Below are 20,773 nucleotides of genomic sequence, written 5' to 3' on the forward strand. Positions count from 1 at the left end.
GTCACTCACCACGAGCTCGCTACCGCTACTTCCCAGCAGGGGTATGACTACTCTGTCAGACGTTCGGGACGGGGGACTTTGTTCCCGCGGATGAAGCAGTGTGTTTTCGATAACACGACCAGGGATTTCGCTACGGGCGAACGCCGCTGGTCCTGTCGTAGATGTGCACTGCGTCACACTCTCGATCGGCCGATCCAGTTGTCTACCGGGAGATTACCCGTGACCTATGACACTCACACGCTTGTTCACCTATGCACTTTGGATGAATGGTTATCCGCGCGGCAAACGGGGGAGTACCGAGCGCCCTCCCTCGCCGAGGCAGGGTTCATCCATCTCTCGTCGCCGCAACAGGTGCACCTGCCCGCGAATCGCTTGTTCGCGGGGCGGCGTGATCTGGTGTTGCTGCGGATCGACTCCCGCCGCGTCGGGTCGCCGATCAAGTGGGAGCCGGGCGTCCCGACCGATCCGGAGTCGATACTCTTCCCGCACCTGTACGGCCCCCTGCCGGTGGGCGCGGTCACGGGGGTCGTAGAGTACCTGCCCGCGGCGGACGGGACATTCGCCCCGCTCCCGGCGTGACTACCGGTCGCGGATCTCACGCGCCACGATGGCGGCCTGAACCCGCGACCGCACACCGAGTTTCGTCAGCACCCGGGACACATGTGTTTTGACGGTCGTCTCGCCGATGAACAGCCGACCCGCGATCTGCGCGTTGGACAGGCCGTCGCCGAGGCAATCGAGCACTTCGCGTTCCCGCTCGGTGAGCTCGCCGAATCCGGCGGGAGCCGGTTGCGCGGCAATCTGATTCGACGCGGCGAACGCAGAGATCACCGCTCGCGTCACCTCCGGAGCCAGCACGCCGTCCCCGGCCGCGACCGCGCGCACCGCCTCGACCAGCGCCCGGCCCGACGTGGATTTCAGCACGAACCCGGAGGCGCCCGCGCGCAGCGTGCGAAAGACGTACTCGTCCAGGTCGAACGTGGTGAGGATCAGCACCTTCGCCAAGCCGTCCGCGGTGATCCGCTCGGTCGCGGTGATCCCGTCCACCCCCGGCATGCGCACGTCCATCAGCACCACCTGCGGCCGCAGCGCTTTGGCCTGTGCCACCGCGACATCGCCGTCGGCGGCCTCGCCGACCACCTCGATATCGTCCTCGACGTCCAGGATCATCCGCAGGCCGGCGCGGATCGCGGCGTGGTCGTCGGCGATCACCACCCGAATCGTCATGCGGCGCCCACGCAGCCGAGCGGCAGGGTGGCCAGAACTTCCCAGTGGCCGGAATCCGTTCCGGCGCACAAGCTTCCGCCGAGTGCCGCGGCCCGTTCGCGCATGTTCACCAGACCGCGACGCCCCGCTCGGTCCACGGCCCGGTGGGGCCGCGCGGGCGTTGTCCTGTTGCGGACGGATATGGTCAGTCTCTCCCGCTCTGCGCGCACGTCGATGGAGACCTCCTGTCCCGGGGCGTGTTTCATGGCGTTGGTCAAAGCCTCCTGGATGATGCGATAAGCGGCCTGGTCGACAGCGCTGGGCAGCGCGGCGCCGTCCAGTGATTCGCGCACCCGTACCGAGATCCCCGCCGCGCGTGCGGCGTCCACCAGGATCGGCAACTGCGCGAGGGTGCGCGGCGCGGCTACTTCCGCCGCGCCGTCGTCGCTGTGCAGCAATCCGATCATGGTGCGCATCTCCTCCAGTGCGCTGACGCTGTTGGCGCGGATGGAGCGCATGATGCCGGCCACCGCCGGGTCGGCGTCGCGGCGGGCCAGCACGCCGAGCGCCGCCTCCGAGTGCAGTGCGATGGCCGACAGGTGCCCGGCGATCACGTCGTGCAGATCGCGCGCCATCGTGGTGCGCTCGTCGGCGATGGCTGCGCGCCGGTCGAGTTCGGCGACCAGGGTGAGCGCCTCGGCGCGGGTGCGCTCGGCGTGCGCGACCTCCTTGTGCGTGCGCACCGAGTTCGCCCACCAGATCGGCGTCGCGACGAAACTGAACACCGCCACCAGCGCCAGCGCGACCGCGCGCAGGTCGCCGGTCAAGGCGAGGGTCAGCACCACCACGACGACGGAGAGCGTCGACCAGGACAGCGCCGTGATCCGCGACGCCCGGCGCCCGGCGTACAGCACGGCCGCGTAGATCAAGTCGGCGTAGACGATCCACACCGGCACCGTGGCGCCCAGCCAGATGTCCACGGCCAGCGGCAAGAGCCCGGCAAGCATGGCCGCGACCGGCATCCGGCGCCGGCAGAAGGTCGCCAGAGACAGTAGGGCCAGCACACCGCACCGCACCCACAACGACGCCTGCTCGCCCCGCTCGGTCATGGTGGACAAGCCTGCGAGGTACAGCGCCGCGCCGCCGGCGAACGCGATCACGGCGCCCAGCGCATCCCGTGTCCGCTCCGGCACATCCGCCCACCGCCACACGCCTCCATCACAGCACAGCGACCGCGACGCGCCATCGGCCGAAGTGATGACCGATCCGTTCGCGGACGCGGTGATCCGGCTAATCTGGAGGGCGTGAACGTCGACGTCACCGCACTACCCGGGATCGGTGTCCGGAAGGACTTCGAAGTGCGATCCGGTCGCCGAATCGGCGTGGTCGCCCACCGCGATGGTGATATCGACCTGATCGTCTCCAAACTCGACGATCCCGACGCCTGTGCCGCGCAGATCCCGCTGACCACCGATGAGGCCGCGGTCCTGGCCAACTTGCTCGGTGCGCCGCAGCTGGTCGCCAAGCTCAACGACGACCACCGCGACCTGCCCGGGATCACCACGCGCCAGCTCCCGATCGGGGACGATTCCCCCTACGACGGCCGCACCCTCGGTGAGACCGAGATGCGTACCCGCACGAAGGCCTCCATCGTGGCGGTCATGCGGGCCGGGCAGTTGCATCCCTCGCCCGGACCCGATTTCACCTTCACCGCGAGCGACCTGCTCGTGGTCGTCGGCACTCCGGAGGGCTTGGATGCCGCCGCGAAGATATTGACGCACGGCTGAGCCGTGACGGACACCGCGCTCGCCCTGATCGAGCTCGGAGCGGTTCTCTTCGTTCTCGGCATGCTGGGGCGTGTCGCAGGCCGTGTCGGTATGTCGCCCATTCCGCTGTACCTGCTCGGCGGTGTCGCCTTCGGCCAAGGTGGTCTCATCGAACTCCGGGCCGCCCACGACTTCGGCCATATCGCGGGCGAGATCGGGGTGGTGCTGCTGCTATTGCTGCTCGGCTTGGAGTACACGGCGGCGGAGCTGGTGACCGGCCTGCGTCGTTCCTGGGCGGCCGGTGTGGTGGACATCGTGGTCAACGCGTCACCGGGGGCGGTGGTCGCGCTGATGCTGGGCTGGGGTGTCGACGGCGCGATCACGATGGCAGGCGTCACCTACATCTCCTCCTCGGGCATCGTGGCGAAGGTCCTCGACGACCTCGGACGCCTGGGCAACCGGGAGACGCCGGTGATCCTGTCCATCCTGGTATTCGAGGACCTGGCGATGGCGGTCTACCTGCCGATCCTCACCACGGTGCTGGCGGGGCTCAGCTGGCTCAGCGGGCTGCGCGCCCTGGCGGTAGCGCTGATCACCATCACGCTGGTGCTCGTGGTGGCGCTGCGTTACGGGCGGTATGTCTCGGCGGTCGTGGACAGCGCCGACCGTGAGGTCTTCCTGCTCACGCTGCTCGGCGCGGCGTTGCTGGTCGCGGGCGTCTCCTCGGCGCTGAGCGTGTCGGCGGCGGTCGGAGCGTTCCTGCTCGGCATCGCGATCTCCGGCTCGACCGCGCACGCGGCGGCGAAGATGCTCGAACCGCTGCGCGACCTGTTCGCGGCCATCTTCTTCGTGGCCTTCGGGTTGAACACCGACCTGCGGGCGATCCCGCCGGTGCTGGGCTGGGCGATCGCGCTGGCGGCGGTCACGGTCGTTACGAAGGTGGCGACCGGGTGGTGGGCCGCCGCACGCGAGGGCATCCGGCGGATGGGCCGGGCCAGAGCGGGCGCGGCGCTCGTCGCGCGGGGCGAGTTCTCCATCGTCATCGCGGGATTGGCCGTGAGCGCGGGCGCGATGGACGGTCAGCTCACGGCGCTCGCCTCGACCTACGTCCTGCTGATGGCGGTGCTGGGCCCGATCGCGGCGCGAGTGGTCGAGCCGATGGTCGGTTTGCTGCCCGACCGCGGCCGCCGCGAGCCCCAGGTCTACTGATCAGTCCTGGGCCGTGCGGGCTCTACGGCCCGCGGTCCGTTCCAGCCGATGCCAGAACAGGCTCGCGATCGCCCCGACCGCCAGCCCGATCACGGCGGCGCAGAGATGGCCGTAGTCGGTGAATGTCGGCTCGATCCACAGCGCCACGCCGAGCGTCAGGAGCAGCGCACCGGCCCACACCAGCCGCACCCTGCCGCGGAGCCGGAATGCCAGCGCCGCCAGCACGGCCGAAAAGCCGTAGCTGGTACCGACATCCGCGGCGACGGCCACCCGCAGCGGGATGAGGCCACGGTCGATGGCGTGTGAGATGCCGGTGACGGTCAGCAGCGTCGCCCCGATGTGCCCGGTCGCGAACAGCAGGATCCAGCGCGCGGTGCCAAGCCAGCGCTCGGCATATGCCATGACGATCAGGAAACCGGCGATGGTCGTCCAGGGAAAGCCGCCGTCGGTCCAGAACGCCGAGGCGACCAGCACCTGAACCGGGTTGTGCCGCATGTTGTAGAGGTTGGTCGACGCCGAGAAGATCAATCTGCGCTCCACCGAGTCACCGACCCCGCGCAGCGTCCACCAGGTGACGAACAGCGTGAACGCGTAGGCGGTGCTGGCGGGGGCGGCTCCCAGGTGCGCGCGGATCGCGGGCAGGAGCCGCCGCGGCAGCCCGGGACGGCGCAGCCAGGCTTGCACGTCGCGCCACTCGGCGCGCAGGTCGACGGTCTGCGTCCACGGTGACCGCAGCCAGCTCGAAGTCGAGGTCGAGGCAACCACCCCGCAAGTCTGCCGGGCGCGAGCTGCGCGCGGCGAAGTGCCCCCGTCGTGGCGCTGTTTCCTCCGGCGCGTCTGCGGCCTGGCGCGGAAAAGCGCGACACCCGCATTCACCGGCCGCTGGAGGAATCGAGCGGACGACGAATGCGGGCGTCGAGGCGATGCGACCTAGTCGAGGTAGTCGCGCAGGACCTGCGAGCGGCTGGGGTGGCGCAGCTTGCTCATGGTCTTGGACTCGATCTGGCGGATGCGTTCGCGGGTGACCCCGTAGACCTGGCCGATCTCGTCGAGGGTGCGCGGCTGGCCGTCGGTGAGGCCGAAGCGCAGCCGGACCACGCCCGCCTCCCGCTCCGACAGCGTCTCCAGCACCGACTGCAGCTGATCCTGCAGCAGCGTGAAGCTCACCGCGTCCACCGCGACCACGGCCTCGGAGTCCTCGATGAAATCGCCGAGCTGGCTGTCGCCCTCATCGCCGATGGTCTGGTCCAGCGAGATGGGCTCACGCGCGTACTGCTGGATCTCCAGCACCTTCTCCGGCGTGATGTCCATTTCCTTGGCCAGCTCCTCCGGCGTCGGCTCGCGGCCGAGATCCTGGAGCAGCTCGCGCTGGATGCGGCCGAGCTTGTTGATGACCTCCACCATGTGCACCGGGATGCGGATGGTGCGGGCCTGGTCGGCCATGGCGCGGGTGATGGCCTGCCGGATCCACCAGGTGGCGTACGTGGAGAACTTGTAGCCCTTGGTGTAGTCGAACTTCTCCACCGCGCGGATCAGACCGAGGTTGCCCTCCTGGATCAGGTCCAGGAACGCCATGCCGCGGCCGGTGTAGCGCTTGGCCAGCGAGACGACCAGGCGCAGGTTGGCCTCGAGCAGGTGGTTCTTGGCCCGATTGCCGTCGCGGACGATCCAGTTGAAGTCGCGGCGCATGGCGACCGGCAGCTTCTCGCCCTGCTCGGCGAATTCGCGCACCTTCTCCGCGGCGTAGAGGCCCGCCTCGATCCGCTTGGCGAGTTCGACCTCCTCCTCGGCGTTGAGCAGCGCGACCTTACCGATCTGCTTGAGGTAGGCGCGGACCGAGTCGGCCGAGGCGGTGAGCTCGGCGTCCTTGCGGGCCTGGCGCAGCGCCTCGGACTCCTCTTCGTCCCAGACGAAATCGCCGGAGGCCTTGTCGGCCGCCGTCGGCTCGTCGGCCTCGCTCTCGGCTTCCTCGGTTTCGGTGTCCTCGGCGACGTCGACCAGTTCGTCGCCGTCGGCGAGGTCCTCCTCGGAGACTTCCAGATCGCCGAGATCGTCGAGATCGAGCGACTCGTCCTCGATCGCCTCGTCGGCGCCGGGCTCGCCGTCGGGGCCCGCCTTCTTGGTGGTGGCCTTCTTCGCGGGAGCCTTGGCCGCCTTCTTGGCAGGCGCCTTCTTGGCGGCGGCCTTCTTCGCCGGAGCCTTCTTCGCGGCAGCCTTACGGACCGGCCGTGCTGCGGTTACATCTGCGGAGTCGGCATCGGCCGATTCGGCGGTCTGACGGGTATTCGTGGCTACCACGTACGCCCTTTCGTGACGGTCTCGTGCGGCGTCACGCCAGAGTGGGTTTCCGGCGGAGCGATCTGTCGGGTTGCACCGGCGGAGGGCCGGTCGGGGTTTCTCCGGCTCAGCCGGGCACGTTCCATTGTAACGATCTAACCAGGGTACCTACGGCACGATGCCGGGAACGGCATCCTCGCGGTTCCCGCGCGCCTCACGGTGCGACGCCCCCCGCGATCGCCATGGCGGCGCCGACGATGCCCGCGGTGTTGCGCAGGCGGGCCGGGATGACCGGAGTCCGGTTGGTGAGCAGGGGAATCCACTGCTCGGCCTCCCTGCTGATGCCCCCGCCCGCGACGAAGACGACCGGGAAGAACAGGTTCTCCAGCCCCGTCAGCACCAGGCTGACCTGCGCTGCCCACTGCTCGTAGCTCAGGCCGTCGCGTTCCTTGATCGAGGCCGCCGCGCGGTGCTCGCTCTCCATCCCCTGGATCTCCAGGTGACCCAGTTCGGTGTTGGGCACCAGTGTGCCGTGGTAGAGCAACGCCGAGCCGATGCCGGTGCCAAAGGTCAGCAGCATGACCAAGCCCGCGAAATTGCGCGCCGCGCCGAAGTGGTCCTCGGCCATGCCCGCGGCGTCCGCGTCGTTGAGCACGGTGACCGGACGGCCGCCGAGCGCGGCGGAGAACAGCGCCCGCGCGTCGGTGCCGATCCAGGACTTGTCGATGTTCGCCGCGGTGCGCGCCACGCCGCCGATCACCACCGAGGGCAGGGTCAGGCCGACCGGCCCGGTCCACTTGGCCTTGTCGACCAGTTCGGCGACCGCCTCCGCCACGGCGAACGGTGTCGCCGGGTGCGGCGTCGCGATCTTGATCCGCTCGTGGACCAACTCGCCGGTGGCCAGATCGACCGTGGCGCCTTTGACGCCGCTGCCGCCGATGTCGATGCCGAATGCGTGCCCCCGAGCGGACATGACTAACCCCTCGTTTCCCTGTGCTGGCCGGTGTGATGACAGCGCTGCACGGGGCCCGGGACGCCCATGGCGGGCGTGCGAATGGGATGCCCGACGACGGCGCTGTGTCGTGCACGACAAGAGTAATGGGACCACGAGGCTGGGCGTTCGGCGAGGATGTGTGATGCGATGGTGGGCGTGCCGGAAACCTCATCGTCAGTGTCCGACTACACCCCCGACTCGTTCGTCTCGATCGTCGCGCGTGGCGACGAAGCCGACCTGCGCCGTGTCGCGGTCGACCTCGCCGAGACGGCCGCCGCCCATGTCCGTGCCCGTCGTCCCGAGGTGTTCGGGCCCGCGGGCGTGCACGCCGAAGGCGCCGTGCGGTCCAAGAGCCACGAGACCGACCCGGTCACCATCGTGGACACCGAGACCGAAGAGCTGATCCGAAGACTGCTCGCCGAACAACGCCCCGGCGACCCGATCCTCGGCGAGGAGGGCGGCGGCAGCATCGATGACGCGAGCGCGGACACCGTCCACTGGGTGGTTGATCCGATCGACGGCACCGTCAACTTCCTCTACGGCATTCCCGGCTACGCCGTATCGGTGGCCGCGCTGCGCGGCGGCCGTCCGGTCGCGGGCGCCGTGGTGGACGTCGCGCGGGCAGCCACCTACAGCGCCGCGCTCGGACTCGGCGCGCTGCGTGTCGACGCCGACGGCGCGGTGGAGCACTTGAGTTGCACGCCCGTCGAGTCGGTGGCGATGTCGCTGGTCTCCACCGGATTCGCCTACGGCAGGCACCGCAGGAGCAGGCAGGCGGAATTGATCGCGCAGGTGCTGCCGCACGTGCGCGACATCCGCCGTTTCGGTGCGGCGGCACTGGATCTGTGTCATGTCGCAGCAGGCCGTGTGGACGCCTACTTCGAGCACGGCTTGAACGCCTGGGACTGGGGCGCGGGCGCGCTGATCGCCGCCGAGGCGGGTGCGCGCCTTACGCTGCCGCCCGCGACGGCGCCGGGCGCCGACGGCGACCTGGTGGTGGCCGCCGCGCCCGGCATCGCCGACGAGCTGGGGGAGCTGCTGGCCCGGGTCGGCGCTACCGAGCCGATTCCGGACCGCTGATCAGCAGCGGGCCTGCCGTGCGGCGTCGAGCAGCTTGATGTCGATGGAGGTGGAGTTGCCCGGCGCCGGGTTCTTGAGCGAACGCAGCACTTCCTCGGCGTCGTTGCTGGGGTGGATGTCCCGGAACAGCGAGCCGAGCACGAGATCGACGGTGTCGTCGCCGCGCTGATCCTCGATCAGCTCGGCGCACGGCGCGACCAGCTGTACGGCGGCCGCGGCCGGACGGCCGTTGACGCCGAAGCGGACCTGCCCGGTGCATTCCAGGTCGCCGTTGACGTATACCGAATCGTTGCCGTATTGCGTTCCGGGAGCGCTCGCGAATCCGAGGTCGCCGAGCTGGGCGGCGACGTGCGCGGCCTGGCCGCGCTGGTTGTTCGCGTTCAGCACGCGCACCTTGCTCGCCGCCAGCGGTGCGGGTTCCACGTCCTGCAGCCGGCCTGCGCCGACCCGCTGGCCGAGCGGAGTCGGTTGCGGCGCACCGGGATCCGAGGCCGGACTCGGTGAGTTGCACGCCATCGCGGTGTGGTCGGTGTCGTGCGTCGTGAGGGCTTTGACCCAGACGATCCCGCAGATCAGGGCGAGAACGCCGAGCATGATGAGCCAGGGCTGGGGGCGGCGGCGCACGTACGGTTGCCCTTGCGAATCCGTCGCGGTGCCTTCGGTGATCAGTGAAACCACCAGCACACTCTACGAAAATGTGGGGCGGTCGCGTCGCAAGGTCTCGGTGCGTTCCACGGACGGTGTCGATTGCCCCTCATTTTCGACTCGGCTGTGTTTTGATTGCGACTTTTGCTCCGGGGTCCGCTATTGTCTGGCGGCCCAGATCGAATCACCGGTGCGGAAATCAGTGGTCGGTCGCGGGAACAAGAAGGGCATGTCCTGCGTTTACCCAGCGCTATCAGGAGTGGATCGGCATGATCCGCCCTGATAGGCGACCGGTGTACGTGTGACGTGCACCACCGGCGGGGCGGTACCGGTCGCGGCGATTCCGGCAGGAATCGGGTGTGAGCGGACCGGTCCGGGATATACGGAGTTAGGACGAGGGGAAGACGACATGGCAACCGACTATGACGCACCGAGGCGCACCGAATCCGACGATGTGTCGGAGGATTCGCTGGAGGAGCTGAAGGCTCGTCGTAACGAGGCACAGTCCGCCGTCGTGGATATCGACGAATCCGATACCGCGGAGTCGTTCGAGCTTCCCGGCGCCGACCTGTCCGAGGAAGTGCTGACGGTTCGGGTGATCCCGAAGCAGGCCGACGAGTTCACCTGTTCCAGCTGTTTCCTGGTCCATCACCGGAGCAGGCTGGCCAGTGACAAGGGCGGTCAGATGATCTGCATGGATTGCGCCGCCTGATCTCGACGAGATCGAACAACAGTGTCAGCCCGCGCTCGGTAGGCCGAGCGCGGCGAGGACCCGTTCGGGCCGCCGCGTACTGACCAGCCAGTACGGCGTCGGATCGTCCGGGTCGTCGAGCACGAGCAAGACCATCGGCCCGATCCAGGGGCGATGCTGGACATAGGCGGCGGGGTCGAGCTGGCGACCCAGCGCCGCGCTTTTCGCGGTGGGGGCGACGGCGGCCGCGCGAGCAACGAAATTCACCGGCAGATGCGCGCGATCGGCGCGCAACTCCGGTGTGCCGTTCGCGTCCGGCGCCACTTCGACGCGGTGGCGGCTCAGCCACAGCAGCACCCAGACCGGCACGGGGAACAGCAGCACATAGGGCAGCCAGGCACGCAGTCCCGGCGCGCCCATATGGATCTCCGCCGCGAGCAGTCCGGTGACGGCGAACGCCACCGGCCACCACCACAGCGGCACCCACAGGCGCTCCCGGTATCGGTGCGCAGGCTGCGCTTTCTCGTCCGCGGTCATGGGGTTGGGCTGGTCCGACACGAGTCAACACTAAGTCACGAGGGCAAACAGCCTACGCGTAGGCTCGTCCAACGTGAGCGCACTTTCACCCATACCCTTGCTGCGGCTCGACCCCGGCATCCCTCTGCCCACGCGCGCCCATGCGGGTGACGCGGGCGTGGATCTGTGCACCACGCAAGACGTCATCCTGGAGCCGGGGGAGCGGGTGCTGGTCGGCACCGGCGTCGCCGTCGCGCTACCGGTCGGCACCGTCGGCCTGATCCATCCGCGCTCGGGTCTGGCGGCCAAGGCCGGGCTGTCGGTGGTGAACACCCCCGGCACGGTCGACGCGGGGTACCGGGGCGAGATCAAGGTGTGCCTGATCAACCACGATCCGCGCACGCCGATCGAGTTGCGGCGCGGTGATCGGATCGCGCAACTGCTGGTACAGCGGGTGGAGCTGGTGGATTTCGTGGAGGTCGACTCGCTCGACGAGACCACCAGGGGAGCGGGTGGCTATGGCTCCAGCGGCGGTCACGCGAGTTTGACCGCACAGACGAACGGGGTGGGCCGGGCTACCGGCGAGGAGGCATGACGGGAATGTTCGGAAAGAGAAAGAACTCGAGCCGGGCCGCGGACGACCGGTACGACGAGGCGGGCGACTACGCCGACTACGAGTCCGCCTACGAGGGCGAGTACGACGACGATTTCTACGACGACGCCCCCACCGACGAGCGCTCGTATGAGGGCGTGGATCTGGACGTCGACCGGCCCAACGGACGGCCCGGACCCTACGACTACGACGAGGTCGCCGAGCTGCTGGATTCGGTGTCCGAGCAGCGGCTGGATCTCGGGTCGGTGTTGTTGCCGGTCCCGCCGGGCGGTCAGCTGCAGGTCGAGATGACCCCGGAAGGCCAGCCGCAGGCGGTGCACCTGGCCACGGAGCACGGCCGGATCACCGTCGCGGCCTACGCCGCGCCCAAGACCTCCGGCCAGTGGCGGCTGGTCGCCGCGGATCTCGCCGACTCGCTGCGCAAGGACGGCGCCCGGGTGTCGGTCGAGAACGGGCCGTGGGGCCGAGAACTGCTGGCCCTGACCGAAGGCGCGGACCTGCGTTTCATCGGCGTGGACGGCTATCGCTGGATGGTGCGGCTGGTCGCGGCGGGCCCCTCGGGCGCGGCGAACGACGGCAGCCCCCTGGTCAAGGCGGCGCGGGCGATCCTGAGCGAGACCGTGGTGCGGCGCGGCGAGGACCCGCTGCCGGTGCGGGACCCGCTTCCGGTGGTGCTGCCGCAGGAGCTGGCCGAGCAACTCGCCGCGGCCCATCAGCAGCAGGTGGAGGCTCAGCAGCAGGCGATGGCCGCGCAGGTGGCGGCGCAGACCGGTGCGCAACCGGTGGTGCCGCGCATGCCGCAGGGCCCGCGCCGGGGCGCGGACGGGTCGGCCATGCAGCAACTCGGCCTGAACTGAGCGGAAGATCTCACGCGAAGGCGCCGATACCCGTGTGTCCCAGGATCGCGGGGTCGGCGCCGAGTTCGTCCAGCGTGATCCGGTACAGGTGCGCGCGCGGGGCCAGCGCCGCCCATTCCTCGGCGACCGCACGCGGGTGCACCGGGTCGTCGACCGCGGTGACCACCGCGAGCGGCAGCTCGAATGCCGACAGCAGCTCGGCATCGGGCCACTTGTAGTCCGCGGCCTCCTCGAGCGCCCGCGGCAGTTCCGGCCACTGTGCCCGCCAGGACTGGGTCAGCGTGTCAGCCAGCCACCGCGGGCTGCTCGCCCGCATCCGGTCGATCACCGTGTCCAGACCGTCCACGCGCAGCTGCGCCGCGGTGGCCGCCGCGCTCAGCGTGGCGGGGCAGGCCGCGGTGTCGGGCCCGGTCCAGGCGGGCAGTGCCGCCACGACCCCCACGACGCGTCGGGGGTGCTCGGCGGCCCACTCCAGTGCGATCGCCGCGCCCAGGGAAATGCCCGCCACCAGCACCGGGCCCGAATCCGCCGCCGCATCCAGCGCTGCGCGGCAGCTCGCCACCACCCGGCGCGGGTCGGGTTCCACCGCGACGAAATCCAGGCCGCGTGCGGCGCTCGCGGGACCGAAGGCGCGCCTGGCGAAATCGGCGTCGGACCCGGTGCCGGGCAGTGCCACGACACGAGCGGGGTGTGGGGAGTCGAACATCGGTCCGAGCGTAGCGGGGGTGGCCCGGCCCATCTACAGTGGCGTTGTACGGCCGCCGCAGGCCGTGCGGATCGGATCCCTCACGATGGTGTGCGACCCATGCCATCTGCTCTATGCAGGAGAGCGTGCACAATGTCATCCGCAGCCTCAGGGTATTTTCGACGTCTGGGCCGCAGGCTGACCGAAGACATCGATCAGCTGGATGCCGAAGAGCTGGCCGAGACGTCCGAAGCATCGGGCGCGTGCCGCGCGTCGGAGTGTCGGCGCGGTGACGAGGCGACCATGCTCGGTAGGCTCCGTAGCGTCGAAGCGTGTCCCAAGTCGGCGGGCGCCAGCGTCCAGGCCGAGTTCTTCGACGGCACCGACGCGATTACGCTGGTCTGGATCGGGCGCAGGCGCATTCCCGGCATCGAGCCGGGCAGGCGCATCCTCGTCCGTGGCCGGGTCGGCGACCGCGACGGCCGCAAAGTGATCTTCAACCCCTACTACGAATTGCGCGGGAACAGCTGACGTATGCCTTTGAGCGACGACAACGCAGGATCGGACGACCGCACCGGGCTCCCCTCGCCCGACCGTGACGAGGAACGTGCCGAGCAGACCCTCCTCGAACAACTGGGCGGCTTCAGCGGCCTGATCTACTCGACGCTTCCCGTTGTCGTGTTCGTTCCCGTGAACAGTGTCGCCGGGCTGGCCGCCGCGATCTGGTCGGCCCTGGGGGTGGCGGCCGCCATCCTCCTGTGGCGCCTGGTGCGGCGCGATCCCATCCAGCCCGCCATCTCGGGCTTCTTCGGCGTCGGCATCTGCGCTTTCATCGCCTACCGGATGGGCGAGGCCAAGGGGTTCTTCCTCTTCGGCATCTACACCAGCCTCGTCTACGCCGCGGTGTTCCTCGCGTCCATCCTGATCCGCAGGCCGCTGGTCGGCGTGATCTGGGGCGTTCTGAACGGCCACGGCTCCGACTGGCGGTCCGACCCGCGCTCGGTGCGCCTCTACGACCTGGCCACCACCACCTGGATCCTCGTGTTCGGGGCGCGCTACCTGGTGCAGTCGCAGCTCTACGACACCGACCGCACCGGCTGGCTCGCCTTCGCCCGCATCGCGATGGGCTGGCCGCTGACCGCGGTGGCGCTGGCCGTCACGATCTGGGCTGTGCGCCGGGCCGGTCACCTGCCCGCCAAGTCGGTGCGCGCGACCGAACCGGCCTGAGCCGTTAACCTTCCGCCGCTATCCGGCGAAAACCACAGGGGTGGGGAGATCGCCACCGCCGAGGTGGGTGCTTCCCCACCCTGGGGTGCCTGGTTGGTCCTCCGAGTTCATCAGACGATCTATGCGTACCGAAAAACACGCATTGATCGGCAAGAAAGGACTCGGACGTGGCTACCGAGCACAACACCGCGGCGCTGCCCGTCAACCACAACCCCGCGCTCTCGGAGAGCCGGCGGATCTCGGCCGAGCTGGACAAGCTGATCGGTCCGGCGGCCGGAGGCGATCGCCGGGCGGTCTCGGAGATCATCCGGATCGTTCATCCGCTGGTGCGGCGTTACTGCGGCGCGCGCCTGGGCAACACGGCCCATCTGCAGGTCACCGCCGACGACGTGGTCCAGGAGATCCTGCTGGCCACCGTCAACGCCATCCCGCGCTACCGCGACCAGGGCAAGTCGTTCCTGGCCTTCGTCTACGGCATCGCGGCCAACAAGGTCGCCGACGCGTTCCGCCGCTCGCAGCAGCACCCCGCCTACCCGGTGGCCGACGTCCCGGACTCCGCGTCCTCGGCCGCCGGTCCCGAGGAGTGGGCGCTGGCCTCCGAACGCCGCGCCGCCACAAGGGAACTCATGAAAGTGCTGGCCCCGGCGCACCGTGAGGTGCTGGTGATGCGCATCGTGCTCGGCTGGTCGGCCGCTGAGACCGCCGAGGCCATCGGCACCAGCCCGGGTGTGGTGCGGGCGATGCAGCACCGCGCGCTGAACAAGCTGCGCGCGGAGCTGAAGCTGGCCGCGTAGGGTTTCCGGCAGCGCTTCGCCGAGAACGCGCGTCCGGCCGTGTCACGGGGAGTTACGGTCTGATGCCGTGGTTGGCGAGTTCCAGCCGGAGGTCCTCCTCGGCCTCCACCGAAGTCACGAACAGTAGCTCGTCGTCGCCTTCCAGCGCGTCGTCCGGCTGCGGCACGATCACGCGCCCGCCGCGCAGGATGGTCACCAGTGCGGCGTCGCGCGGCAGGGTGAGCGTGCGCACCGGTTTACCGGCCAGCACGGTGTCCGCGGGCAGCGTCATCTCCACCAGATTCGCCTGGCCCTGGCGCAGCGTCATCAGTCGCACCAGATCTCCGACGGAGACCGCCTCCTCGACCAGGGAGGCCAGCAGCCGGGGTGTGGACACCGCGACGTCGACACCCCAGGAACCGTCGAAGAGCCATTCATTGCGCGGATCGTTGACCCGGGCCACCACCCGGCGCACCCCGAACTCGGTCTTGGCCAGCAGGCTGTGCACCAGGTTCGCCTTGTCGTCGCCGGTGGCCGCGATCACCACCTCGTAGGTCTCCAGACCGGCCTGCTCCAGCAGGGCCAGTTCGCACGCGTCGGCGTGCACCCAGACCGCGTCGGGGATCGCGGCCGCATCGATGTGCTCGAGCTCACGCTCGAGCAGCATGACCCGATGCCCGCCGCGCAGGAGTTCCCTGGCGATCGATCGGCCCACGGCGCCTGCTCCGGCGATGGCCACTTTCATGTTCAGTCCTCGCTCGCGGGGGGCTTCCCGGCCAGGGCGACGGTTTCGCCCACGGCGCCGGATGCTGCGGCCACATAGACGATGTCGTCGGCCTGGATGATGGTCTTGCTGTCGGGGAGCACTGCCTGGCCGAACCGGATGATGAACGCGACCCGTGCCGCGACGGTCTGCTCCAGATCGCGCACGGTGCGGCCGTACCACTCTTCGTGCAGCGTCAGCTGGGTCACAGCGACAGTTCCGGTGGGGTCGCGCCAGGTGGTGGTGCCGGTGTCGCCGACGAGCGCGCGCAGGAAGCGGTCGGTGGTCCACGGGACCGTGGCGATGGTCGGGATGCCGAGCCGCTCGTAGACCGCGGCGCGCTTGGCGTCGTAGATGCGGGCGACGACCCGCTCCACCCCGAACATCTCCCGCGCCACCCGGGCGGAGATGATGTTGGAGTTGTCGCCGGAGGAGACCGCCGCGAACGCGTCCGCCCGTTCGATCCCCGCCTTTATCAGCACATCTCGATCGAAACCGACACCGGTCACCTGCTCGCCGGGAAAGTCGGATCCCAGGCGTAGAAAGGCACTGGAGTCCCGGTCGATCACGGTGACTTCGTGACCTACGCGGACCAGGGCATGGGCCAGCGACGAGCCCACGCGCCCGCACCCCATGATCACTACGTACACCGTGCAACCTCGTTCCTGGAACCGTGGTGTTCGGTCTGCTTCGCTGTTCGGTCGAACGCTACCCGCCGAATGATTCCACCGGCCACGTTCCCCCTCCAGCCGGCGAGCAAACCTGCGAGCCACGCGCGCGATCCACTGTGCGGGGGCCTATGCTCGCTCCAGTGTCCAAGTTGACGACGGCAGCGAAGCGAGTGCTGCTGGGCAGGCCTTTCCGTAGTGACTCGCTCGGCCACACGCTGCTGCCGAAGCGAATCGCGCTCCCGGTGTTCGCTTCCGATGCCATGTCATCGGTCGCCTACGCCCCCGAGGAGATCTTCCTCGTTCTTTCGGCCGCCGGGGTCACGGCCTACCTGTACGCCCCATGGGTCGGATTGGCCGTCGCCTTCGTCATGGCTGTCGTGGTGGCCAGCTACCGGCAGAACGTGCACGCCTACCCGTCCGGCGGCGGCGACTACGAGGTGGCCACCACCAATCTGGGGCCGAACGCGGGCCTGACCGTCGGCAGCGCGCTGCTGGTCGACTACGTGCTCACCGTCGCGGTGTCGATCTCCTCGGCCGCGTCCAACATCGGCTCGGCCATCCCGTTCGTCGCGACACACAAGGTGCTGTTCGCCGTCGTCGCCATCGCTCTGTTGACCGCGATGAATCTGCGCGGTGTGCGGGAGTCCGGCACGGCGTTCGCGATTCCGACCTACGCGTTCATCATCGGCATGTTCCTCATGCTGAGCTGGGGCCTGTTCCGGATCTTCGTGCTCGGCGAGGAGTTGCGGGCCGAATCGGCCGGTTTCGGATTGATCGCCGAGCACGAGCACCTCTACGGGCTGGCGTTCGCCTTCCTCATCGCGCGCTCGTTCTCTTCCGGGTGTGCCGCGCTGACCGGTGTGGAGGCGATCAGCAACGGTGTGCCCGCGTTCCGCAAACCCAAGTCGCGCAATGCCGCCACCACTTTGCTGATGCTGGGCACGATCGCGATCGTGTTGCTGATGGGCATCATCATCCTCGCCCAGAAGATCGGGGTGGTGTACGCGCACAACGTCGAGGACCTGACCGGCGCACCGTCGGACTACCACCAGAAGACGCTGATCGCGCAGCTCGCCGAGACCGTGTTCGAGGGTTTCCCGCTCGGCTTCTTCTTCATCACGACGGTGACCGCGCTGATCCTGGTGCTGGCCGCCAACACCGCGTTCAACGGGTTCCCCGTGCTCGGCTCGATCCTGGCGCAGGACCGCTACCTGCCGCGCCAGCTGCACACCAGGGGCGATCGGCTGGCGTTCAGCAACGGCATCCTGTTCCTCTCCGGCGCGGCCATCGCGTTCGTGGTGCTGTTCGGCGCCGAGGTGACCAAGCTGATCCAGCTGTACATCGTCGGCGTGTTCGTCTCGTTCGTGCTCAGCCAGACCGGCATGCTGCGGCACTGGACCCGCTTGCTGCGCACCGAGACCGACCCGGCGCAGCGCGCGCGGATGAAGCGCTCGCGGGTGATCAACGCGGTCGGTCTCAGCGCGACCGGAGCGGTGCTGGTCATCGTGCTGATCACCAAGTTCTTCGCGGGCGCCTACATCGCCATCTTCACCATGGTGGCGATCTTCGTCGTGATGAAGATGATTCGCAGGCATTACGATTCGGTCGCGCGCGAGCTGGACGAGCACGAGTGGGACGGTGTGCTGCCCAGCCGCTCGCACTCCATCGTGCTGGTTTCCCGGCTGCATCTGCCGACCCGCCGCGCCCTCGCCTACGCCCGCGCCAGCCGCCCGGACACGCTGGAGGCGGTGACGGTGAACGTCGACGAGGCCGACACCAGGGCGCTGGTGCGGGAGTGGGAGAACAGCGACATCACGGTGCCGCTCAAGGTGATCGAATCGCCCTATCGCGAGATCACCAAGCCGGTGCTGGACTATGTGAAGCGCGTGCGCAAGGACGCTCCGCGTGACGTGGTGACCGTGTTCATCCCGGAGTACGTGGTGGGCCATTGGTGGGAACAGGTGCTGCACAACCAGAGCGCGCTGCGGTTGAAGGGCAGGCTGCTGTTCGTGCCGGGCGTGATGGTGACCAGCGTGCCGTGGCAGTTGAGTTCGTCCGCGCGGGCGCGGACCCCCGGGGTGGTGAACGCGCCGGGCGCGGTGCGGCGCGGGTACGAGGATCGGATGTGACGTCCATGGAGCGTTCGGGATGAGCGATCGGCCGACCGCCACGTTCGAAGTGCGGCTCGGGCCGCCGGGTCACGGCGGCTTCTGTGTCGCACGGCACGAGGGACGTGTGGTGTTCGTCCGGCACGGCCTGCCCGGCGAGCTGGTGCGGGTCCGGGTCACCGAGGATCGCGGCGGCTCGTTCTGCCGTGCCGACGCGGTCGAGGTGCTCGAGGCGTCCCCGGATCGGGTGCGGGCCACCTGTCCGGTGTCCGGCCCCGGTGGCGCGGGCTGCTGCGATTTCTCCTTCGCCACGCCGGTGGCCCAGCGCGCGCTGAAGGCCACGGTGGTGGCCGAACAGTTGCGGCGGCTGGCCGGGATCGAGCGGGAAGTGGTGGTGGAGCCGATCGGGCCCGGCGACGCGATGGGCGGGTGGCGCACCCGCGTGCGCCTCGCGGTCGACGCCCACGGACGTGCGGGCGTGCACCGCTATCGCAGCACCGACGTGATCACGGATCTGCGGTGCCCGCAACCGGTCGCGGGGGCTTTGGACGGGATCGCGGACCGGCGGTGGACGCCCGGCGCCGATCTGGTGATCGCGGTGGACGGTGATGGGATACGGCACGTCGTCGAGCTGGCGCCCGCTGCCGAGTCCGAACCGGTCGGCCACGAGCCCGGTCGGCGCGGTCCCGGCGGGAGTGGGCGGCGAACGGAGCCGGGGAGCCGGGATCGGCGTGCGGGCGGCGGAGGTGGTCGCCGCGATCGGCCGCACGGCCGGGATCGGCGCGGGGCACAGTGGCCCGCCGCGGAGTCCGCTCGCAGCGACGACCGGCGCGCGGCATCCGCACGACGCGCCGCGGCGCACGCGGCACGCGACGAGTGGGTGTTCGAGGGCAGCGGGCGCGCGGTCGAGTACGTGGCCGGGCGCCGGTGGGAGGTCGCGGCGACGGGCTTCTGGCAAGCGCATCACGGTGCGGCGCAACGGTATTCGGACCTGATCGCGGAATGGTCGGAACTCGGCCCCGGCGGCCGGGCGTGGGATCTCTACAGCGGCGCCGGGGTGTTCGCCGCGCGGCTCGCCGAGCGGGCCGGGCGGACCGGCGTGGTGCTCGCGGTGGAATCCGCGCGGCCCGCCGTCGCGGACGGCGCCGCCGCGTTGCGCGACCTGCCCTGGGTGGAACTGCGGGCCCAGCGGGTGGAGCGCTGGGTGCTCGAGCACGTCGGTGCGGCCGCCCCGGACGTCGTCGTGCTCGATCCGCCGCGCGCGGGGGCGGGCAAAGAGGTGGTCGGCGCGGTCACCGCCAGCGGGCCGACGCGGATCATCCACGTAGGCTGCGATCCCGCCGCGTTCGCCCGCGATCTCGGCCTGTATCAGGCGGCGGGCTACCGGCTCGCCGATCTGCGCGCCTTCGACGCCTTCCCCGCGACGCACCACGTGGAAAGCCTCGCGCTGCTACAGCGTTGAGCGGTCAGTCCTCGTAGACCGGGGGCCTGCGGTCCTTACGGGCGCGGATCGCTTCGTCGAAATTGCCGGTGGTGAGGCGGACGTACAACTGGGCCGTGCCCTCGTGCTGCATGTGCGATTCGAATCCGCCCGCCTCCATGCCGCTCCACAACATGCGCTTGGTGAGCTCGGTGCCCACCCGGCTGAAGCCGATGATGCGCTCGGCGAGGTCATAGCAGGTGTCCAGCAGTTTCGCCGCCGGAACCGTGCGGGATACCAGGCCGATTCGCTCGGCTTCGGTCGCGTCGACGTCGCGGCCGGACAACATGATCTCGAACGCCCTCGACGCGCCGACCGCGCGGGGCAGCAGATAGCTGAGGCCCAGTTCGGCGGAGGTGAGGCCGTTGTTGATGCCCGCGGCGCGGAAGTACGCGTCCTCGGCGGCGATCCGGATGTCGGCGCCGACGGCCAGGCACAGCCCGCCGCCGATGGCCGCGCCGTTGACCGCCGCGATCACCGGCTGGTGCATCCGCCGCAACGTGATCAGCACGTCGTTGAGCAGATCCATCGACCGGCGCGCGACACTGGTGACGGTCAGCCCGTCGACGTTCGGCACCTTTCCCGCGCCGGTCAGGTCGGCTCCCGAGCAGAAACCGTGTCCCGCCCCGGTCAGCACGACGACCCGCACGTCGTTGTCGGCGCGCACACCCTCCAGCGCCTCGCGCAGCGGGATCATCACGTCGAACGCCATCGCGTTCATCCGTTCGGGCCGATTGAGCGTCACCAGGGCGATATGGGGCCGTGGTTTGTCGATGAGCACGAACGACATGCGACCTCCTGAGCGGTGACAACCTCAATATAGGCACGCCGGGCGCGGCGCAGCGGTGAATCGCGCTCGGCCCCGCCGGATCCGGGTCGGGTCGCCGGACCGCCCAATTAGAGTCACCGCCATGACCGTGTACGCAATCGCGCAACTGAGATTCACCGACCGCGCCGCCTACGATCGCTACCAGGCGCGCTTCCTCGACGTCTTCGTCCGCTACTCCGGTACGCTGCTGGCCGCGGACGAGTCCCCGCAGACCATCGAGGGCGTCACCGATCGCGAGAAGGTGGTGCTGATCTCCTTCCCGGACGAGCCGTCCTTCCGCGCCTGGGCCGAATCGCCGGAGTACCAGGAGATCTCGAAGGATCGGCACGCCGGAGCGGACACGGTCACCCTGCTGGTGCGGGGTCTCGGTCACGGGTCGTGAA

23 protein-coding genes and 1 pseudogene are annotated in these 20,773 nt (G+C 69.4%); 13 read left to right on the forward strand and 11 right to left on the reverse strand.

Features of this window, described 5'->3' with window-relative positions; translation table 11 throughout:
* Nucleotides 1–219: 219 nt before the first annotated feature.
* Nucleotides 220–579: a DUF952 domain-containing protein gene (locus tag ACL03I_RS04465; protein WP_355070356.1), complete on the forward strand. Its 360-nt coding sequence runs from the start codon at nucleotides 220–222 to the stop codon at nucleotides 577–579.
* Here the strand turns inward: ACL03I_RS04465 and ACL03I_RS04470 are convergent, their stop codons facing one another.
* Entirely contained in the window at nucleotides 580–1,227 is a 648-nt protein-coding gene (locus tag ACL03I_RS04470; RefSeq protein ID WP_355070358.1) for a response regulator transcription factor, read from the reverse strand.
* The gene (locus tag ACL03I_RS04475; RefSeq protein ID WP_412805182.1) at nucleotides 1,224–2,399 is read right to left on the reverse strand and encodes a sensor histidine kinase; all 1,176 of its coding nucleotides are present in this window, start codon (nucleotides 2,397–2,399) and stop codon (nucleotides 1,224–1,226) included. The genes ACL03I_RS04470 and ACL03I_RS04475 overlap by 4 nt, the downstream gene beginning before the upstream one ends.
* A 111-nt stretch (nucleotides 2,400–2,510) precedes the next feature.
* Here ACL03I_RS04475 and ACL03I_RS04480 point away from each other — a divergent pair, with 111 nt between their 5' ends.
* Together ACL03I_RS04480 and ACL03I_RS04485 are read left to right on the forward strand one after the other, a co-directional pair.
* Entirely contained in the window at nucleotides 2,511–2,993 is a 483-nt protein-coding gene (locus ACL03I_RS04480) for a cation:proton antiporter regulatory subunit (RefSeq protein ID WP_355070361.1), read from the forward strand.
* Between the two features lie 3 nt (nucleotides 2,994–2,996).
* Nucleotides 2,997–4,181 (forward strand): cation:proton antiporter, encoded by a 1,185-nt coding sequence (locus ACL03I_RS04485; protein WP_355070363.1) that lies wholly within the window; start codon nucleotides 2,997–2,999, stop codon nucleotides 4,179–4,181.
* On the opposite strand, the gene ACL03I_RS04490 is transcribed toward ACL03I_RS04485, so the two are convergent.
* From ACL03I_RS04490 to ppgK, 3 genes and pseudogenes are all read right to left on the reverse strand, one after another.
* Nucleotides 4,182–4,946, reverse strand: a complete 765-nt coding sequence (locus tag ACL03I_RS04490) for a rhomboid-like protein (protein ID WP_412805183.1) — start codon at nucleotides 4,944–4,946, stop codon at nucleotides 4,182–4,184.
* Nucleotides 4,947–5,111: 165 nt separating this feature from the next.
* Nucleotides 5,112–6,512, reverse strand: a pseudogene (locus tag ACL03I_RS04495) (RNA polymerase sigma factor); the annotation flags it as partial.
* 160 nt (nucleotides 6,513–6,672) lie between these two features.
* Nucleotides 6,673–7,431 (reverse strand): polyphosphate--glucose phosphotransferase, encoded by a 759-nt coding sequence (gene ppgK, locus ACL03I_RS04500; protein WP_355070367.1) that lies wholly within the window; start codon nucleotides 7,429–7,431, stop codon nucleotides 6,673–6,675.
* Nucleotides 7,432–7,587: 156 nt separating this feature from the next.
* Between ppgK and ACL03I_RS04505 the strand changes: the two genes are divergently transcribed.
* Nucleotides 7,588–8,532, forward strand: a complete 945-nt coding sequence (locus ACL03I_RS04505; RefSeq protein ID WP_412805184.1) for an inositol monophosphatase family protein — start codon at nucleotides 7,588–7,590, stop codon at nucleotides 8,530–8,532.
* Here ACL03I_RS04505 and cei read toward each other — a convergent pair whose 3' ends face one another.
* Entirely contained in the window at nucleotides 8,533–9,210 is a 678-nt protein-coding gene (gene cei / locus ACL03I_RS04510) for an envelope integrity protein Cei (RefSeq protein ID WP_355070370.1), read from the reverse strand.
* 376 nt (nucleotides 9,211–9,586) lie between these two features.
* On the opposite strand from cei, the gene ACL03I_RS04515 reads away from it, so the two are divergent.
* Nucleotides 9,587–9,889: a DUF4193 domain-containing protein gene (locus tag ACL03I_RS04515; RefSeq protein WP_014351871.1), complete on the forward strand. Its 303-nt coding sequence runs from the start codon at nucleotides 9,587–9,589 to the stop codon at nucleotides 9,887–9,889.
* Nucleotides 9,890–9,913: 24 nt separating this feature from the next.
* On the opposite strand, the gene ACL03I_RS04520 is transcribed toward ACL03I_RS04515, so the two are convergent.
* A complete protein-coding gene (locus tag ACL03I_RS04520) occupies nucleotides 9,914–10,405 on the reverse strand; it encodes a DUF3093 domain-containing protein (RefSeq protein ID WP_355071029.1) in 492 nt (163 codons plus the stop codon).
* Between the two features lie 73 nt (nucleotides 10,406–10,478).
* On the opposite strand from ACL03I_RS04520, the gene dut reads away from it, so the two are divergent.
* A complete protein-coding gene (dut, locus tag ACL03I_RS04525; protein ID WP_355070372.1) occupies nucleotides 10,479–10,979 on the forward strand; it encodes a dUTP diphosphatase in 501 nt (166 codons plus the stop codon).
* A gap of 5 nt (nucleotides 10,980–10,984) precedes the next feature.
* Nucleotides 10,985–11,854: a DUF3710 domain-containing protein gene (locus ACL03I_RS04530; protein WP_364425988.1), complete on the forward strand. Its 870-nt coding sequence runs from the start codon at nucleotides 10,985–10,987 to the stop codon at nucleotides 11,852–11,854.
* A gap of 10 nt (nucleotides 11,855–11,864) precedes the next feature.
* On the opposite strand, the gene ACL03I_RS04535 is transcribed toward ACL03I_RS04530, so the two are convergent.
* The gene (locus ACL03I_RS04535) at nucleotides 11,865–12,560 is read right to left on the reverse strand and encodes an alpha/beta fold hydrolase (protein ID WP_412805185.1); all 696 of its coding nucleotides are present in this window, start codon (nucleotides 12,558–12,560) and stop codon (nucleotides 11,865–11,867) included.
* Between the two features lie 132 nt (nucleotides 12,561–12,692).
* On the opposite strand from ACL03I_RS04535, the gene ACL03I_RS04540 reads away from it, so the two are divergent.
* The 3 genes from ACL03I_RS04540 to ACL03I_RS04550 all read left to right on the forward strand — a co-directional run bounded on the left by ACL03I_RS04540 (nucleotide 12,693) and on the right by ACL03I_RS04550 (nucleotide 14,560).
* Nucleotides 12,693–13,070 (forward strand): OB-fold nucleic acid binding domain-containing protein, encoded by a 378-nt coding sequence (locus tag ACL03I_RS04540; protein WP_067808861.1) that lies wholly within the window; start codon nucleotides 12,693–12,695, stop codon nucleotides 13,068–13,070.
* Between the two features lie 3 nt (nucleotides 13,071–13,073).
* Nucleotides 13,074–13,766 carry a DUF3159 domain-containing protein gene (locus tag ACL03I_RS04545; protein ID WP_412805186.1) on the forward strand — a complete coding sequence of 231 codons (693 nt, stop codon included), beginning with the start codon at nucleotides 13,074–13,076 and terminating at the stop codon, nucleotides 13,764–13,766.
* A gap of 167 nt (nucleotides 13,767–13,933) precedes the next feature.
* Entirely contained in the window at nucleotides 13,934–14,560 is a 627-nt protein-coding gene (locus ACL03I_RS04550; protein ID WP_412805187.1) for a sigma-70 family RNA polymerase sigma factor, read from the forward strand.
* Between the two features lie 52 nt (nucleotides 14,561–14,612).
* Here ACL03I_RS04550 and ACL03I_RS04555 read toward each other — a convergent pair whose 3' ends face one another.
* Entirely contained in the window at nucleotides 14,613–15,284 is a 672-nt protein-coding gene (locus tag ACL03I_RS04555) for a potassium channel family protein (protein WP_355070382.1), read from the reverse strand.
* Nucleotides 15,285–15,286: 2 nt separating this feature from the next.
* Nucleotides 15,287–15,952, reverse strand: coding sequence for a potassium channel family protein (locus ACL03I_RS04560; protein WP_355070384.1), 666 nt, complete (start codon nucleotides 15,950–15,952; stop codon nucleotides 15,287–15,289).
* Between the two features lie 161 nt (nucleotides 15,953–16,113).
* Between ACL03I_RS04560 and ACL03I_RS04565 the strand changes: the two genes are divergently transcribed.
* Together ACL03I_RS04565 and ACL03I_RS04570 are read left to right on the forward strand one after the other, a co-directional pair.
* Nucleotides 16,114–18,102, forward strand: coding sequence for an APC family permease (locus tag ACL03I_RS04565; RefSeq protein WP_355070385.1), 1,989 nt, complete (start codon nucleotides 16,114–16,116; stop codon nucleotides 18,100–18,102).
* A 19-nt stretch (nucleotides 18,103–18,121) separates the two neighbouring features.
* Complete coding sequence (locus ACL03I_RS04570; protein ID WP_412805188.1) at nucleotides 18,122–19,543, forward strand: class I SAM-dependent RNA methyltransferase; 1,422 nt, start codon at nucleotides 18,122–18,124, stop codon at nucleotides 19,541–19,543.
* A 4-nt stretch (nucleotides 19,544–19,547) separates the two neighbouring features.
* Here the strand turns inward: ACL03I_RS04570 and ACL03I_RS04575 are convergent, their stop codons facing one another.
* On the reverse strand, nucleotides 19,548–20,351 hold the full coding sequence (locus ACL03I_RS04575) for an enoyl-CoA hydratase (protein ID WP_364425977.1): 804 nt from the start codon (nucleotides 20,349–20,351) through the stop codon (nucleotides 19,548–19,550).
* Nucleotides 20,352–20,472: 121 nt separating this feature from the next.
* Here ACL03I_RS04575 and ACL03I_RS04580 point away from each other — a divergent pair, with 121 nt between their 5' ends.
* A complete protein-coding gene (locus ACL03I_RS04580; RefSeq protein ID WP_355070390.1) occupies nucleotides 20,473–20,772 on the forward strand; it encodes a DUF1330 domain-containing protein in 300 nt (99 codons plus the stop codon).
* Nucleotide 20,773 lies beyond the last annotated feature (1 nt).

Origin of the sequence: Nocardia sichangensis, assembly GCF_047200615.1 — a bacterium.
Classification (GTDB): domain Bacteria; phylum Actinomycetota; class Actinomycetes; order Mycobacteriales; family Mycobacteriaceae; genus Nocardia; species Nocardia sichangensis.

Coding starts and splice junctions, on each gene's coding strand:
- ACL03I_RS04570 (WP_412805188.1), top strand. CDS start 18,122: ATGAGCGATCGGCCGACCGCCACGTTCGAAGTGCGGCTCGGGCCGCCG.
- ACL03I_RS04535 (WP_412805185.1), bottom strand. CDS start 12,560: ATGTTCGACTCCCCACACCCCGCTCGTGTCGTGGCACTGCCCGGCACC.
- ACL03I_RS04545 (WP_412805186.1), top strand. CDS start 13,074: ATGCCTTTGAGCGACGACAACGCAGGATCGGACGACCGCACCGGGCTC.
- ACL03I_RS04540 (WP_067808861.1), top strand. CDS start 12,693: ATGTCATCCGCAGCCTCAGGGTATTTTCGACGTCTGGGCCGCAGGCTG.
- ACL03I_RS04505 (WP_412805184.1), top strand. CDS start 7,588: ATGTGTGATGCGATGGTGGGCGTGCCGGAAACCTCATCGTCAGTGTCC.
- ACL03I_RS04555 (WP_355070382.1), bottom strand. CDS start 15,284: ATGAAAGTGGCCATCGCCGGAGCAGGCGCCGTGGGCCGATCGATCGCC.
- ACL03I_RS04530 (WP_364425988.1), top strand. CDS start 10,985: ATGTTCGGAAAGAGAAAGAACTCGAGCCGGGCCGCGGACGACCGGTAC.
- ACL03I_RS04470 (WP_355070358.1), bottom strand. CDS start 1,227: ATGACGATTCGGGTGGTGATCGCCGACGACCACGCCGCGATCCGCGCC.
- ACL03I_RS04575 (WP_364425977.1), bottom strand. CDS start 20,351: ATGTCGTTCGTGCTCATCGACAAACCACGGCCCCATATCGCCCTGGTG.
- ACL03I_RS04520 (WP_355071029.1), bottom strand. CDS start 10,405: ATGACCGCGGACGAGAAAGCGCAGCCTGCGCACCGATACCGGGAGCGC.
- ACL03I_RS04580 (WP_355070390.1), top strand. CDS start 20,473: ATGACCGTGTACGCAATCGCGCAACTGAGATTCACCGACCGCGCCGCC.
- ACL03I_RS04515 (WP_014351871.1), top strand. CDS start 9,587: ATGGCAACCGACTATGACGCACCGAGGCGCACCGAATCCGACGATGTG.
- ppgK (WP_355070367.1), bottom strand. CDS start 7,431: ATGTCCGCTCGGGGGCACGCATTCGGCATCGACATCGGCGGCAGCGGC.